General features: G+C 68.1%; 13 protein-coding genes and 1 other RNA gene. 7 read left to right on the top strand and 7 right to left on the bottom strand.

Annotated elements, in window-relative coordinates:
* Nucleotides 1–3 precede the first annotated feature (3 nt).
* From gatC to rnpB, 5 genes are all read left to right on the top strand, one after another.
* Nucleotides 4–291 (top strand): Asp-tRNA(Asn)/Glu-tRNA(Gln) amidotransferase subunit GatC, encoded by a 288-nt coding sequence (gatC, locus tag FG154_RS01845; protein ID WP_145103815.1) that lies wholly within the window; start codon nucleotides 4–6, stop codon nucleotides 289–291.
* Nucleotides 288–1,757, top strand: coding sequence for an Asp-tRNA(Asn)/Glu-tRNA(Gln) amidotransferase subunit GatA (gene gatA, locus FG154_RS01840; RefSeq protein ID WP_145103813.1), 1,470 nt, complete (start codon nucleotides 288–290; stop codon nucleotides 1,755–1,757). The genes gatC and gatA overlap by 4 nt, the downstream gene beginning before the upstream one ends.
* A 35-nt stretch (nucleotides 1,758–1,792) precedes the next feature.
* A complete protein-coding gene (locus FG154_RS01835; RefSeq protein ID WP_145103811.1) occupies nucleotides 1,793–2,599 on the top strand; it encodes a hypothetical protein in 807 nt (268 codons plus the stop codon).
* A gap of 3 nt (nucleotides 2,600–2,602) precedes the next feature.
* On the top strand, nucleotides 2,603–3,262 hold the full coding sequence (locus FG154_RS01830; protein WP_145103809.1) for an N-acetylmuramoyl-L-alanine amidase: 660 nt from the start codon (nucleotides 2,603–2,605) through the stop codon (nucleotides 3,260–3,262).
* Between the two features lie 11 nt (nucleotides 3,263–3,273).
* An RNA gene (rnpB, locus tag FG154_RS01825) (RNase P RNA component class A) lies at nucleotides 3,274–3,669 on the top strand.
* A 108-nt stretch (nucleotides 3,670–3,777) separates the two neighbouring features.
* On the opposite strand, the gene FG154_RS01820 is transcribed toward rnpB, so the two are convergent.
* The 7 genes from FG154_RS01820 to FG154_RS01790 all read right to left on the bottom strand — a co-directional run bounded on the left by FG154_RS01820 (nucleotide 3,778) and on the right by FG154_RS01790 (nucleotide 12,214).
* Nucleotides 3,778–4,992, bottom strand: a complete 1,215-nt coding sequence (locus tag FG154_RS01820) for a phenylacetate--CoA ligase family protein (RefSeq protein WP_145103807.1) — start codon at nucleotides 4,990–4,992, stop codon at nucleotides 3,778–3,780.
* 14 nt (nucleotides 4,993–5,006) lie between these two features.
* The gene (locus FG154_RS01815) at nucleotides 5,007–5,837 is read right to left on the bottom strand and encodes an ABC transporter ATP-binding protein (RefSeq protein ID WP_145103805.1); all 831 of its coding nucleotides are present in this window, start codon (nucleotides 5,835–5,837) and stop codon (nucleotides 5,007–5,009) included.
* A gap of 54 nt (nucleotides 5,838–5,891) precedes the next feature.
* A complete protein-coding gene (locus FG154_RS01810; protein ID WP_145103803.1) occupies nucleotides 5,892–7,181 on the bottom strand; it encodes an ABC transporter substrate-binding protein in 1,290 nt (429 codons plus the stop codon).
* Between the two features lie 61 nt (nucleotides 7,182–7,242).
* Nucleotides 7,243–8,319 (bottom strand): branched-chain amino acid ABC transporter permease, encoded by a 1,077-nt coding sequence (locus tag FG154_RS01805; RefSeq protein WP_145103801.1) that lies wholly within the window; start codon nucleotides 8,317–8,319, stop codon nucleotides 7,243–7,245.
* Between the two features lie 3 nt (nucleotides 8,320–8,322).
* Entirely contained in the window at nucleotides 8,323–9,312 is a 990-nt protein-coding gene (locus tag FG154_RS01800; RefSeq protein ID WP_145103799.1) for a branched-chain amino acid ABC transporter permease, read from the bottom strand.
* A 119-nt stretch (nucleotides 9,313–9,431) separates the two neighbouring features.
* Nucleotides 9,432–10,256: an ABC transporter ATP-binding protein gene (locus FG154_RS01795; RefSeq protein WP_145103797.1), complete on the bottom strand. Its 825-nt coding sequence runs from the start codon at nucleotides 10,254–10,256 to the stop codon at nucleotides 9,432–9,434.
* On the bottom strand, nucleotides 10,253–12,214 hold the full coding sequence (locus FG154_RS01790) for a long-chain fatty acid--CoA ligase (protein WP_145103796.1): 1,962 nt from the start codon (nucleotides 12,212–12,214) through the stop codon (nucleotides 10,253–10,255). The genes FG154_RS01795 and FG154_RS01790 overlap by 4 nt, the downstream gene beginning before the upstream one ends.
* A 260-nt stretch (nucleotides 12,215–12,474) precedes the next feature.
* Between FG154_RS01790 and FG154_RS01785 the strand changes: the two genes are divergently transcribed.
* Together FG154_RS01785 and FG154_RS01780 are read left to right on the top strand one after the other, a co-directional pair.
* The gene (locus FG154_RS01785) at nucleotides 12,475–14,397 is read left to right on the top strand and encodes a PAS-domain containing protein (RefSeq protein WP_145103793.1); all 1,923 of its coding nucleotides are present in this window, start codon (nucleotides 12,475–12,477) and stop codon (nucleotides 14,395–14,397) included.
* Nucleotides 14,394–15,101, top strand: a complete 708-nt coding sequence (locus tag FG154_RS01780; RefSeq protein WP_011909176.1) for a response regulator transcription factor — start codon at nucleotides 14,394–14,396, stop codon at nucleotides 15,099–15,101. Before FG154_RS01785 ends, FG154_RS01780 begins: the two co-directional genes overlap by 4 nt.
* The last annotated feature ends 152 nt before the right edge of the window (nucleotides 15,102–15,253 follow it).

Genomic DNA, 15,253 nt, shown 5'->3' with positions numbered 1-15,253 from the left:
GACATGTCGATCGACATCGAGACCGCGCGGCGGGTGGCGCATCTCGCGCGGATCCGCGTGGACGAAGCGGACCTGCCGGCGCTGGCCGGCGAGCTTTCGGGCATCCTCACCTTCATGGAACAGCTGAACGAGGTCGATGTCGAGGGCGTCGAGCCCATGACCTCGGTCACGCCCATGCGGCTGAAGCGCCGCGCCGATGTGGTGACGGATGGCAACATGCAGGACAAGGTGCTGTCGAACGCGCCCGACGCCCGCGAGGGCTTTTTCGCCGTGCCGAAGGTGGTGGAATGAACGCGAACGAACTGACGATCGCCGACGCCCGCGACGCGCTGGCGAAGGGCGAGCTTTCGGCGGTGGACCTGACCATGGCCTGCCTCACGGCCATCGACGCGGGCACGCCGCTCAATGCCTTCGTGCATCTGACGCCCGAGATCGCGCTGGATCAGGCGCGCGCGGCCGATGCCCGCCGAGGCGAGGGTGCGCTGAACGGTATCCCGCTGGGGATCAAGGACCTGTTCTGCACCCGGGGCGTCGCCTCGCAGGCGGCCTCGAACATCCTCAAGGGCTTCAGGCCGGAGTATGAGTCGACCGTCACCTCGAAGCTGTTCGAGGCGGGGGCGGTCATGCTCGGCAAGCTGAACATGGACGAGTTCGCCATGGGCTCGTCGAACGAGACCTCGTGCTATGGCGATGCGGTGAACCCGTGGAAGGTCGATGACCGCAAGCTGACGCCCGGCGGCTCGTCGGGCGGCTCGGCCGCGGCGGTGGCGGCGGATCTCTGCCTTGGTGCCACGGGCACCGATACCGGCGGCTCCATCCGCCAGCCCGCGGCATTCACCGGCATCGTGGGGATCAAGCCGACCTATGGCCGCGTCTCGCGCTGGGGGATCGTGGCCTTCGCCTCGTCGCTCGATCAGGCCGGGCCGATGACCAAGACGGTGCGCGATTCGGCGATCCTGCTGGGCGCGATGGCGGGGCACGACCCGAAGGATTCGACTTCGGCCGACATTCCGGTGCCGGATTTCGAGGCGGCGCTGACCGGGGACATCCGCGGGCGTAAGATCGGCATTCCGCGCGAATACCGCATGGACGGCATGCCCGCCGAGATCGAGGCGCTGTGGGCGAAGGGCCGCGAGATGCTGGCCGATGCCGGCGCCGAGATCGTGGACATCAGCCTGCCGCACACGAAATACGCGCTGCCGGCCTATTATGTCATCGCGCCGGCCGAGGCGTCCTCGAACCTCGCGCGCTATGACGGGGTGCGCTACGGCCACCGCGCCAAGCTCGGTCAGGGCGACGGCATCGTGGACATGTATGAGAAGACCCGCGCCGAAGGCTTCGGCAAGGAAGTCCAGCGCCGGGTGATGATCGGCACCTATGTGCTCTCGGCCGGCTTCTACGACGCCTATTACAACCGCGCGCGGAAGGTGCGGGCGCTGATCAAGCGCGACTTCGATCAGGTCTTTGCCGAAGGGATCGACGCGATCCTGACGCCGGCCACGCCGTCCTCGGCCTTCGGTCTGGGCGAGATGGCCAATGCCGACCCGGTCGAGATGTATCTGAACGACGTCTTCACCGTGACGGTGAACCTTGCCGGGCTGCCGGGGATCTCGGTTCCGGTGGGGCTCGACGCCAAGGGGCTGCCGATGGGACTGCAGCTGATCGGGCGTCCGTGGGACGAGGCCGGGCTGCTCAATCACGCCCATGTGCTTGAACAGGCGGCGGGATTTGTGGAAAAGCCCCGCAAATGGTGGTAAGGGCGCCCGGATCCATGCGTCACAGGACCAAAGCCATGCGCGCTTCCGCGGCCCTTCTTCTCGTCGTTGCCACTGCCGCCTGCCAGCCGACGGTGCCCGACTCGGGCGCCGGGTTCGAGGATTACTCCTCGTATCTTCAACGCCGCGAGGCCGAGCTGATGGGCCAGCGCGGCGCGTCCGCGATGCCGCAGGCGGGCGCACCCGCCGCGCAGCCGCAGTTCTCGCCCGAGATCATCGGCTCGGCGATCGACGCGGCCGAACAGGGCGGCCGCGCGCCTGCGCCGGCCTATGGCGCGCCGGGATCGACCTATCCGGCCGCGCCCGCGCCCGGGGCGCTGATCGGCGGCACGACAAGCTACACGACCGGCGAGGCGGGGCTGCCGGCCAATCGCCCGCGGGGAGATGCCCCGGCCGGGATCCGCACCGAGTCGGGCGAGATGGCCCGCGCGGGCAGCCATACCGGGATCTCGGACGAGAATGACTTCAACGCCGTCTCGGAACGCCGGAGCCGCGAGGACGATGCCGAATTCATGGCGCAGAACCGGGCCAGCTACACGGTGATCCCGCCCCAGCCCGTGCCCGAGCGGGTGAATGCGAACGGGCCGAACATCGTGCAGTTCGCCCTTTCGACGAGCCACAATCCGGGCACGCCGGTCTACAAGCGGTCGTCGCTGCGCCTGTCCAATCCAGGGTCGGCCTGCGCGAAATACGCCTCGCCCGATCTGGCGCAGCAGGACTTCCTCGCGTCCGGTGGGCCCGATCGCGACCGCAAGGGGCTCGATCCCGACGGGGACGGCTTTGCCTGCGGCTGGGATCCCCGACCGTTCCGCGCCGCCCGCTGAGGCGTGAGTCTCTCGCCCAACCACGGGCCGCGGCGCGAGGGCGCCCGGCCCGATCTCGTGGTGATCCACTATACGGCCATGGCGAGCGCCGAGGCGGCCTGCGCGCGGCTCTGTGATCCGGCGGCCGAGGTGTCGGCCCACTGGCTGATTTCCGAAACGGGAAAGTGCCGGGCCCTTGTGCCGGAAGAGCGGCGCGCCTGGCACGCAGGGGCGGGCGCCTGGGGCGCGGTGACGGATGTCAACTCGCGCTCGATCGGGATCGAACTGGCCAATCCGGGCGACAGGCCGTTCCCCGAGCCGCAGATGGCGGCGCTCGAGCGGCTTCTGGCGGGCATCCGTGACCGCTGGTCGATCCCGCCCGAGCGGGTGATCGCCCATTCCGACATGGCGCCGGGGCGCAAGATCGATCCGGGTCCGCGCTTCGACTGGCGCAGGCTGGCGCGCGCGGGGCTGTCGGTCTGGCCCGAACCGCGCACCCCCGGCGACTTCCGCGCCGCCGCCCGCGCCTTTGGCTATCCCGATCTGGCGGAGGAGGTGATCCTTGCCTCGTTCCGGCTGCGGTTCCGCCCCTGGGCGCGCGGACCGCTGGAGACCGAGGATGCGGCGCTCGCCGCCGACCTCGCGGCGCGCTTCCCGGTTGACGGACGCGGGGCGGCGGCGTAAGCCCCCGTCGTGCGGGTGGCCGGATGACCGCGTGCCTTCGGGCGCGAGGAAAGTCCGGACTCCATGAGACAAGGGTGCCGGGTAACGCCCGGCCGGGGCAACCCGAGGGAAAGCGCCACAGAGAAGAGACCGCCCCACCGGCCGCAAGGCCCGGGGCAAGGGTGAAACGGTGGGGCAAGAGCCCACCGCGGGACTGGCAACAGGACCGGCACGGCAAGCCCCACCCGGAGCAATGCCGAATAGGGGTCTCGCGCGGGGCTGATCCGTCAGGATATCGCCGCAGGGAAGTCTCAGCCCGAGAGACCCGGGTTGGCAGCTCGATCCCGTCGGCAACGGCGGGGCCAGAGGAATGGTCATCGAAGGGGGCAACCCCGGAACAGAATCCGGCTTACAGGCTGCCCGCACATCCAAGCCCGGCCCGCCGCCGGGGGCTTCGCGCCCCCGGACCCCCGCGGGATATTTGGGCAGAGTGAAAGACGGGGCCGGTCCGTGACGTACTGGTGCGGCGGGGGACCTCAGCCGTAGGTTCGGCGGTCTTCGATCACCTTGCCGTCGTTGGGCAGGGTGCCGGGCGTCACGATCTCGATCCGGCCGCGGAGCTTCAGCGCGGCGAGAACCGAGGCCTCGTACACCGCCGGGTTGGTGGCGCGACTCTCGATCTGGACCGTCATCGCGTCCATCTCGCCCTCGCGGGTGGCGATGACGCGGGCGCGGCTGACCTCGGAGTGCCGTGCCACGAGATCGGCCACCTGTTCGGGGCGGACGAACATGCCCTTGATCTTGGTGGTCTGGTCGGCGCGGCCCATCCAGCCACGGATGCGGCGGTTGGTGCGTCCGCAGGGGCTGGTGCCGGGCATGAGCGCGGAGAGGTCTCCGGTGGCGAAGCGCACCAGCGGGTAGTCGCGGTTCAGGGTGGTGACGACGACCTCGCCCACCTCGCCCTCGGGCACCGGATCGCCGGTGCCGGGGCGGACGATCTCGACCAGCACGCCCTCGTCGAGGATCATCCCCTCCATCGCCTCGCTTTCGTAGGCGATGTTGCCAAGATCGGCCGTGGCGTAGCATTGCAGGGTCAGGATGCCGCGATCGGCGTAGTCCTTGCGCAGGCTGGGAAAGAGTGCGCCGCCGCCGACGGCCGCGCGGGTGATCTTCAGCCGCTCGCCCATCTCCTCGGCGCGGTCGAGGATGACCTTCAGGTAATCCGGCGTGCCGGCATAGGCGGTGGTGCCGATATCGGCCGCGGCGCGGACCTGAAGGTCGGTCTGGCCGGTGCCGGCGGGCAGGACACGGGCGCCGACCGCGCGGGCCCCGGATTCGAAGATCATGCCCGCAGGCGTCAGATGGTAGCCGAAGCAGTTCTGGACAATGTCCGCGGGCCCCACGCCGCAGGCGTGCAGGAAGCGGCCCATCCGCCACCAGTCGGGCGTGGTGCGGCCGATCTCGTAGATCGGCCCCGGTGACTGAAAAACATGTTCATAGGCGCCGCCCTCGGGGGTGAACCCGCCGAGCGGCGGGTGCGCCTTCTGGGCCGCCGTGAGGTCCGACTTGCGGATCACGGGCAGGCGGGCCAGCGCCTCGAGGCTGGTGATGCCGGCGGGATCGACGTCGGCCAGCGGATCGCGCAGGGCGGGCGTGGCCCGGGCGTGGGCGATCAGGCCGGGCAGGTCGCGGGCAATGGCGGCCGCGCGCTCGTCGGCGGAACGGGTTTCGAGTTCGTCGAAGTGGGTCATGGTCCGTTCTCCCCTCATGCCAGCCACCGCTTGCGGCGACGGTAGGAGCGCACGTCGCGGAAGGACTTGCGGCCCTTGTCGGACATGCCGAGGTAGAATTCCTTTACGTCCGGGTTCTCGCGCAGCTCTTGCGCGGTGCCCTCCATCACAACCCGGCCGCTTTCGAGGATGTAGCCGGTGTGGGCATAGCGCAGCGCCACGTTGGTGTTCTGCTCGGCCAGGAGGAAGGTCACGCCCTCGCCCTCGTTCACCGCCCGGACGATCTCGAATATCTGTTCGACAAGCTGCGGGGCGAGGCCCATCGAGGGCTCGTCGAGCAGGATCATCTCGGGCCGGCTCATCAGCGCGCGGCCCATCGCCACCATCTGCTGCTCGCCGCCGGAGGTGTAGCCCGCCTGGCTGCGGCGCCGCTCGCGCAGGCGCGGGAAATACGTGTAGACCATCTCGAGATCGTCCATGATCGCGGCGCGCCCGTCCGTGCGGGTGTAGGCGCCGGTCAGCAGGTTCTCTTCGACGGTCAGATGCTCGAAGCAGTGGCGGCCTTCCATCACCTGGATCACGCCGCGCCGCACCAGCGCCGCCGGGTCCAGATCCTGCACCCGCTCGCCGCGGTAGAGGATCGAGCCCTTGGTGACCTCGCCGCGCTCGGACTGCAGCAGGTTCGAGATCGCCTTCAGCGTGGTGGTCTTGCCCGCGCCGTTGCCGCCCAGAAGCGCCGTGATCCCGCCCTTCGGCACATGCAGGCTCACCCCCTTCAGCACGAGGATGACGTGGTTGTAGATGACCTCGATATTGTTGACCTCGAGCAGGGTCTCGGTCTCGGCTTGGGGGCGTTCGTCAAACATGGGTCTGGCCTCGGCGGGGGAGGGGGGAGGCCCCGGGCGGGGCCTCCCGTGTCGTCAGTTGCAGCGTTCGGAAAGGCCCGCTTCCTTGGCGTAGGCGGCGGAGTCCTCCATCACGAGCGGGGTCAGAACCTCTTCATCCGGGGCGATCCAGTCCGAGATCAGCGTCCATTTGCGCTCGGTGGCGTCCCACTGCTGGATGCGCGCCATGCCGGGGCCGCCGTGATCCTCGCAGGAGGCGGCGAAGGGTTGGCCGAAGTCGGGCAGGCCGAGTTCCTCCATCCGCGCCTCGGTGATCTCCAGCGCCTCGAAGCCGTCGCGCACCTGCGCCGCATTCACCGCCGACGTGCCGGCCAGTTCCTGCGCCTTGCGGATCGCCTCGGAGATGACCATCGCCGCATACATGCCGCGCGAGTAGAGCACCGTGCCCACGTTCGAGCCGTCGCCCGCCGCCTTGCCCGCGTCATGCACATACTGCTTCAGGTCGGCATAGACGGGATAGTCCGAGCCCACGCCGTGCATGGTCAGCGACTTGTAGCCGTTCGCGCCCGCGCCCGCCGGGATCACGTCATTCTCGGAGCCCGACCACCAGATGCCGATGAAGTTCTCCATCGGGAAGCGGATGTTGGCGGCCTCCTGCACCGCGACCGAGTTCATCACGCCCCAGCCGTAGAACACCACGAAGTCGGGCTTTTCGCGGCGCACCTGCAGCCACTGGCTCTTCTGCTCCTGTCCGGGGCTGTCGATGGGCAGCAGCGACAGGCCGAAGCCGTGCTTGCGCGACAGTTCCTCCAGCGTGCGGATCGGCTCCTTGCCGTAGGCCGAGTTGTGGTAGAGCAGCGCGATCTTCTTGCCCTCGAGGCTGCCGCCGTTCTGGTCGAGCAGGTATTTCACCGCAACCGAGGCGGCGTCCCAGTAGTTCGCGGGATAGTTGAACACCCACTCGAAAACCTTGCCGTTGGCGGCCGAGGTGCGGCCGTAGCCCGGCGTGTAGAGCGTGATCCCGTCGGCCTGCATCTTCGGGATCAGCTGGTAGGTGATGCCGGTGGATAGCGGGTTGTAGACCAGTGCGCCCTGGCCCTTGGTGGCCTCGTAGCACTCGACGCCCTTCTCGGTGTTGTAGGCCGTCTCGCATTCCGGGGTCAGCACCCTCTCGCCGCCGATGCCGCCGTCGCGTTCGTTCAGCAGGGTGAAGTAGTCCTGGAACCCGTCGGCGTAGGGAATGCCGCCCGCGGCGAAGGGGCCGGTGCGGTAGCTGAGGTTCGGCACGACGAGATCCGCCTGCGCCGCACCCGCCGCTCCGGCCGCGATGGCCGCCGCCGCGAGCAGGGTGAAACTCTTTTTCATGGACACTCCTCCCGTTGGTCCTGTGCCGGTTGACCCGGCGTTCATCCAGCCGCGCCCCGCCTCAGTGCGGGAAGGGCCACAGTCGCAGTTTCTCCTTCAGCACGCGCCAGAGCTGGGCCAGCCCGTGCGGTTCGACAATGAGAAAGCCGATGATGAGGCCGCCCACGATCATCAGCTCGATATGGGCCGCGAGGTCCGAGGGCCAGCCGAGGCCACCCACCAGCACGTTCTTCAAGAATACCGGCAGCAGGACGAGGAAGGCCGCGCCGGCAAAGCTGCCGAAGATGCTGCCTAGGCCCCCGATGATGATCATGAAGAGGATCAGGAACGATTTCTGGATGCCGAAGGCCTCGCCCACCTCGGCCGCGCCCAGATAGACCGCAAAGAACAGCGCCCCCGCGATGCCGATGAAGAAGGACGAGACGGCGAAGGCCGACAGTTTCGTGGTCAGCGGGTTCACCCCGATGATCTCGGCCGCGATGTCCATGTCGCGGATCGCCATCCACTTGCGCCCGATGGTGCCGCGGGTCAGGTTCCGCGCGATCCAGGCCAGCACGAACAGGAAGGCCGCGCAGAAGAGATACTTGGCCCACGCCGGCGTGTTGGCGCCGGTGACGGCGATGCCGAAGAGCGTGCGTTCGGGCGCGGTGATCTGCCCCGAGGCCGAGTAGTTGTAGAACCACGGCACCTTGTTGAAGAGCCAGACAAGGAAGAACTGCGCGGCCAGCGTCGCCACGGCCAGATAGAAGCCCTTGATCCTGAGCGAGGGCAGGCCGAAGAGCACGCCTACGGCCGCGGTGATCCCGCCGGCGAGGATGACGTGGATCACGATCGAGATCTCGGGGAAGGCGGTCATCAGCTTGTAGACCGCATAGGCCCCCACCGCCATGAAGCCGCCGGTGCCGAGGCTGACCTGCCCGCAGTAGCCGGTCAGGATGTTCAGCCCGATCGCGGCGATCGCATAGATCAGGAAGGGCACGAAGACCGCGTTGGCCCAGTAGTCGGTCATGAAGAACGGCAGGACGAGGAAGCCCACCACAAGTGCCACCTGATACCAGAGCCGGTCCCACCAGATCGGGAAGGTCTGGCTGTCCTGGGCGTAGCTTGTCTTGAACTCGCCCGCTTCACGGTAAAGCATGGATCAGACCCTCTCGATGATGCGTTCGCCGAACAGGCCCTGTGGCCGGAAGACGAGGAACAGGAGTGCGAGGACGTAGGCGAACCAGTTCTCGGTCGCGCCGCCGATCAGCGGGCCCGCAAAGAACTCGAACAGCTTCTCGCCCATGCCGATGATCAGCCCGCCGACGATGGCGCCCGGGATCGAGGTGAAGCCGCCCAGCATCAGCACCGGCAGCGCCTTCAGCGCGATCAGGCTCAGCGAGAACTGCACGCCGGACTTCGCCCCCCACATGATGCCCGCGATCAGCGCGACAAAGCCCGCGATCGACCAGACCAGCACCCAGACGAAGCGCAGCGAGATGCCGACCGACAGGGCCGCCTGGTGGTCGTCGGCCACCGCGCGCAGCGCCCGGCCATATTTGGTGTACTGCGAGAAGAGCGTCAGCGCCGCGACCAGCGCCGCCGCGACGAGGGCGGCCACCACATCGAGCTTGTCGATGAAGAAGCCATAGCCGAACCAGGCGTCGGTGACGCTTTCGATGCTTTCCGAGATGCCCTGCGGCAGGCCCACGTCCAGCTTCTTGATGTCAGCGCCCCACATGACGTCGCCCAGGCCTTCCAGGAAGTAGGCCAGCCCGATGGTGGCCATGAAGAGAATGATCGGCTCCTGGTTGACCAGATGCTTCAGCACCAGCCGCTCGATCAGGAAGGCGAGCCCCACCATCACCAGTGCGGTCAGCGCGATCGCCACGACGCTCGGCAGCGTCCAGCCGAAATGGTGCAGCTTGGTGCCGAAGGTCGCGTTGATGAGATGGGCAAAGGGGATCTGCCCGTTCTGGAGGCCTACCAGCGTCAGCGCGGCAAAGAGAGCCAGCACCCCCTGTGCATAGTTGAAGATGCCCGAGGCCTTGAAGATCAGCACGAAGCCGAGCGCCACGAGCGCATACATCACGCCCGCCATCAGGCCGTTCAGCGTGACCTCCATCGCGAAGAGAAGCTGGTCAGGCAGCATCGGGGCGGACCTCCTCGGGGCGAGTGCTGGGGCCGCGAGGGCCGGGTATGGGGGGCGGGGCGTCCTCGGCCAGAAGGCGCGGTCTCGGGACGGCGATCAGCGTGTCGGGCGGCAGGCGGTCAGTCATGCTGCACCCCCAGATAGGCCTCGATCACGGCCTGGTTACTGCGCACCTCGTCGGGGGTGCCGTCGCCGATCTTCTTGCCGTAGTCCATCACCACGACCCGGTCGCTGAGGTCCATCACCACGCCCATGTCATGCTCGATCAGGCAGATGGTGGTGCCGAACTCGTCGTTGGTATCGAGGATGAAGCGGCACATGTCCTCCTTCTCCTCGACATTCATGCCGGCCATCGGCTCGTCCAGAAGCAAGAGCTTCGGCTCGGTCGCCAGCGCGCGGGCCAGTTCCACCCGCTTCTTCAGGCCGTAGGGCAGGCGGCCCACCGGCGTCTTGCGGATGTGCTGGATCTCGAGGAAGTCGATGATCTTCTCGACCTTGGCTCGGTGCTCGACCTCTTCGGCCTGCGCGCGGCCCCACCAGAGCGCCTGGCTCCAGAGGCCCGTCTTCATCAGCGTGAGGCGGCCCGTCATGATGTTGTCGAGAACGCTCATCCCCTCGAACAGGGCGATGTTCTGGAAGGTGCGGGCGATGCCCTGCTGGGCGACCTCGTAGGGCTTCATCTGCGGGCGGCGCTTGCCCTTGAACCAGACCTCGCCCTCCTGCGGGACGTAGAAGCCCGAGATCACGTTCAGCATCGAGGATTTGCCCGCGCCGTTCGGGCCGATGATGGCGCGGATCTCGCCCTCGCGGATGTCGAAGCTGATGTCGGTGATCGCCTTCACGCCGCCGAAGCGCAGGGTGATGTTCCTCATCTCCATCAGCACCCCGCCGATGCGGGGAGCCTCGGCTGCGGCCGGGGCCGCCTCAATGTCCATCGCGTTCATTCCGCTGCCATCCTCTGCGCGGGGCCGGGGTGGGTCGCGGCCTCCTCGATCCTCAGCGTGGCGCGGATCGCGCCCTTGCGGCCGTCCTCGTAGGTGACTTCCGTCTCGGTGTAGATGCTGGTGCGCCCGTCATAGAGCGCGGCGATCAGGTCGTGATACTTCTCCTCGATGATCTTGCGGCGCACCTTGCGGGTGCGGGTCATCTCGCCGTCGTCGGCGTCGAGTTCCTTGTGCAGGATCAGGAAGCGGTGGATCTGGCAGCCCGACAGCATCGGGTCGGAGGCGACCGAGGCGTTCACCTCCTCGACATGACCGCGGATCATGTCATAGACGGCCGGGTTCGCTGCCAGCTCCTGGTAGGAGGAATAGGCGATGTTGTTGCGCTCGGCCCAGTTGCCGACCGCGTTCAGGTCGATGTTGATGAAGGCCGTGCACATCGGCCTGCCGTTGCCGAACACCACCGCCTCGAGGATTGAGGGGAAGAACTTGAGCTTGTTCTCGACATATTTCGGCGCGAAGAGGCGCCCGTCGGCCATCTTGCCCACGTCCTTGGCGCGGTCGATGATGCGCAGGTGGCCCGTCGCCTCCTCGAAGAAGCCCGCGTCGCCGGTGGCGACCCAGCCCTCGGCGTCCTTGGTCGAGGCGGTGCTTTCGGGGTTCTTGTAGTAGGAGACGAAGGTGCCGGGCGAGCGGTAGAAGACCTCGCCATTCTCGGCGATGCGGACCTCGACGCCCGGCGAGGGCACGCCCACGGTGTCCGAGCGCACCTGCCCGTCGGGCTGCTGGGTGATGAAGACCGAGGCCTCGGTCTGGCCGTAGAGCTGTTTCAGATTGATGCCGAGCGAGCGGTAGAAGTCGAAGATCTCGGGCCCGATCGCCTCGCCGGCCGTGTAGCCCACGCGCACGCGGCTGAACCCCAGCGTGTTCTTCAGCGGGCCATAGACCAGCTTGTCGCCGATGAAGTAGGCCAGCCGGTCGGCGAGCCCCACGGGCTTGCCGTCGAGGATGTCGGGGCCGACGCGGCGGGCCACGTTCATGTAATGGTGAAACAGCGCCTTCTTGATCCGGCCGGCATCTTCCATGCGGATCATGACGTTGGTCAGCTGGCCCTCGAACACGCGGGGCGGCGCGAAGAAGTAGGTCGGCCCGATCTCGCGCAGGTCGTTCATCATGGTGGTGGCGCTTTCGGGGCAGTTCACGCAGAAGCCCGTCCACATCGCCTGGCCGACCGAGAAGATGAAATCGCCCACCCAGGCCATGGGCAGATAGGCGAGGATCTCGTCGCCGGGGCGCAGCCGGTCGAACTCGGCCGAGTTCTTCGAGGTCTCGATGATGTTGCGGTTCGACAGGACCACGCCCTTCGGCTTGCCGGTCGTCCCCGAGGTATAGAGCATCACGCAGGTCGAGTCGTAGTCGAGTTCCGCGATCCGGTGGTTCAGTTCCTCGTCGAAGCGCCAGTGCGCGGCGCGGCCCTCGGCCACCACGTCGGCCAGCCAGTTCATGCGGGAATGGTCGTATTTCCGCATGCCGCGCTTGTCGACATAGACCACCTGCTCGATGTGGTGGATGCGGTCCTGCACCTCGATGACCTTGTCCACCTGCTCCTGGTCGCCGCAGACGACGAAGGTGGCGCCGCAATGATCCAGCACATAGGCCATCTCGTCGGCCGCCGCGTCCTGATAGAGCGGCACCGGCACCGCGCCGCACATCTGCGCCGCCACCATCGACCAGTAGAGCGCGGGGCGGTTGCGCCCCACCACGGCGACGAAATCGCCGCGCTTCAGACCCAGCGCCATGAAGCCCAGAGCGATCGCGCGGACCTCGTCGGCGGCCTCGGCCCAGGTCCAGACCTGCCAGATGCCGAATTCCTTCTCGCGATAGGCGGGCTGGTTGGCAAACTGGCTTGCATTGCACGCCAACAGCGCCGGAATCGAGACGAGATCCCCCGTTTCGGCCATTCCTCTCCTCCCTGATGCGGCCTGCCTCCTCCTCCGGGGCGGGCCGGGCCGAGGGATGGTTCTTCATGACCCTTTCCCTCGCAATCGGAGCCTCGCCCGCAATGGTTGCGCGACTTTTTCGCAATCCTTGCGAATTGTAACAGGCCGCCGGCGGCGCCTGTCCGCTCGTCCCGCGCGCCGTGACGCGGCGCCCTGACGGCCGGAACCCTCTTCCGTGGAGCGCCCGTGCAATGCTAGCCAATCTTCGGGGAGGACATGCGATGCCGGAGAGAGAGGAGGCGCTCGAGGCCCTGACGCGGGCCGGGCTGAACCTGATTCAGCAGGCGCTGTCGATCTATGACAGCGACCTGAAGCTCGCCGTCTGGAATCGCCGCTTTCGCGAGATGTTCGACCTGCCCGAGCGGCTGGCGACCTCGGGCGCCGACTTCACCGAAACGATCCGCTATCTTGTCGAGCGGGGGGAATACGGCCCGGTGGACGATCCCGAAAGGGCCGTTCAGATCAGGGTCGCCGCGGCGCGCACCTTCCAGCCGCATTACATGGAACGCGAACGCCCCTCGGGCCGCTGGATCTCGGTCGAGGGGGCGCCCCTGCCGCAGGGCGGATGGGTTACCGTCTATACCGACATCACCGAGATCAAGCTGCAGGAAAGCCTGCTTCGGGCACGCTCCGAGGTGCTGTCGGGCGAGGTTCTGGCCAATGCCGAGCGGTTGGCGCAGGCGAACCGGGCGCTGGCGGCCACCAACGCGGCGCTGGAAGAGGCGCAGCGCGAGCTGACCGAGATGGAGGCGCGCACCCGGCTGACTACCGAGATGATGCCGGCCCACATCGCCCATGTCGGCCGCGACCTGCGGTACACCTATTCCAATCGCCGGCTGTCGCAGGTGATTCCGGGGCGCCCGTCCGACATCCTCGGCTTGACGGGACGCGAGGCCCTGGGCGACGAGGTCTTCGCCCGGATCCGCCCCTGCCTGCTGCGCGCGCTGGAGGGCGAGCCGTCGGTGCTGGAATTTACCGCCGAGGACAGCGGCACCCGCATCCGCTCGGCCTTCACGCCGGACCGGATCGGCGAGGGGCCGATCAACGGCGTCTATATCCTGTCGATGGACGTGACCGCCGAGACGCAGGCCCGCGAGGCGCTGATCCAGACCCGCAAGCGCGAACTGACGGCGCAACTGACCAGCGGGCTCGCGCATGATTTCGCGAACCTCCTGACCGTGATCCTCGGGTTGCAGGGCCGGCTCGAGCGCATGGACCTGTCCGAAGAGGGCCGGCAACTGGTCGCGGCCACCGTCGCCGCGGCCCGGCGGGGCGGGGGGCTTCTCGACCAGATCGCCTCGATCTCGGGCAAGCGCGCCCTCAACCCCGTCGCCACGGTGCTCGCGCGGTTCCTGTCGGACCTGAGGCTGATGGCGGGCCCGACCCTGCCCGACGGGGTGGCGCTCGAGATCGTCATGCCGGAGCCGATCCCGCCGGTCATGCTCGATGCGGGGGCGCTGCAGGATGCGGCGCTGAACCTGATCCTGAACGCGCGGGACGCGATCGGAGGGCGGGGGGGCACGATCCGCCTGACGGCGCGGGCGGTGCGCGATACCTGGATCGAGATCCTCGTCGAGGATGACGGGCCGGGCTTTTCCGAAGCGGCGCTGGAACATGCGCTCGACCCGTTCTTCACCACGAAGGGGGGCGTCGGGTCGGGCCTCGGCCTGTCGATGGTCTATGACCAGATCAAGCTGGCGGGCGGCACGGTGCGGATCGGCAACCGCCCGGGCGGCGGTGCGGCGGTGCAGCTCCGCCTGCCACTCCGGCGCGCGGACGAGCCCGCCGCGCCGATGCTGGTGGTGCTGGTCGAGGACGATCCCGACATCCGCGAGGCGGTGCGCGGGATGCTTCGGGCCGCCGGTCACAGCGTGATCGAGGCGGCCTCGGCCGATGAGGCGCTGACGCTGATCGACCTGCCGGGGGTGGGGCTTGTCCTGTCGGACGTGAACCTGCCCGGCCAGCGGTCCGGTCTCGACCTCGCCGCAGAGCTGGCCGCGCGGACCCCTCCCGCGCGGCTGGTCCTGATGACCTCGCTGCCCGCGGGCGACGCCCGCCGCCAGCGCGCCGAGGCGCTGGCGCCTGTCCTCGCCAAGCCTTTCGACGCCACGCAACTTGCCGCCTGTCTCGGAGCCTTTGCATGAGCCGCGTGCCCCATGTCGCCATCCTCGACGACGAGCCCGAGATCCGCCGGATGCTGGCGCTCGCGCTGGAAGAGGCCGGTTTCCAGACCACCGCCTTCGGCCGCGCGACCGAGTTCGAGGCGGCGCTGAAGCGGCGGACGCCGGACGTGTGCCTTGTGGATCTCGGGCTTCCCGACCGTGACGGGCTGGCCGTCGTTCACCGGCTGGCGCTCGAATCCGGGGCTGCCATCATCATCGTGTCGGGCCGGGCGCAGGTGCAGGACCGGGTGACGGGGCTCGAACTCGGGGCGGACGACTACATCATCAAGCCCTTCGATCCGGCCGAGGTGGTGGCGCGGGTCCGGGCGCGGCTGCGCAAGGGCCGGGCCGAAAGCGCCCCCGCCACCCAGACCGCGCGGTTTTCGGGCTGGACCGCCCATTTCGGCCGCTATCTCCTTGTGGCGGATGACGGGACCGAGGTGGCCTTCAGCCATGCCGAGGGCGAGGTGCTGCGGCTGTTCCTCGAAAGTCCGCGCCGGCTGATCTCGCGCGCGCAGATGCAGGAGAGCCTCGGCGGCGCGGCCGGAGAGAGCTTCGACCGGGCGATGGATGTGCGCATCTCGCGCCTGCGCACGAAGCTGGGTGAGGACCCGCGCAACCCGACCCTGATCAAGACGATCTATGGCGCGGGCTACATCTTCCTCGGCGAGGTGGAGTGGCGCTGACCGTAACGGTCTGCGGTGTGTGCTTGCGCCTGGTTCGGGGGCGTTGACTCTCCATCCGGGGCCTGTATAAGCGCGCATCCCCGGGTATTCGGCCCGGGGTTTTCATTGGTGTTGGTGGCCCCCGCAAGGGGATGACCTGTCGCCCGGGGATC

It is taken from the genome of Cereibacter sediminicola, assembly GCF_007668225.1.
GTDB classification, from domain to species: Bacteria; Pseudomonadota; Alphaproteobacteria; order Rhodobacterales; family Rhodobacteraceae; genus Cereibacter_A; species Cereibacter_A azotoformans.
The sequence above is the reverse complement of the archived record's forward strand: the minus strand, read 5'-3'. Positions and strand labels throughout refer to the sequence as shown.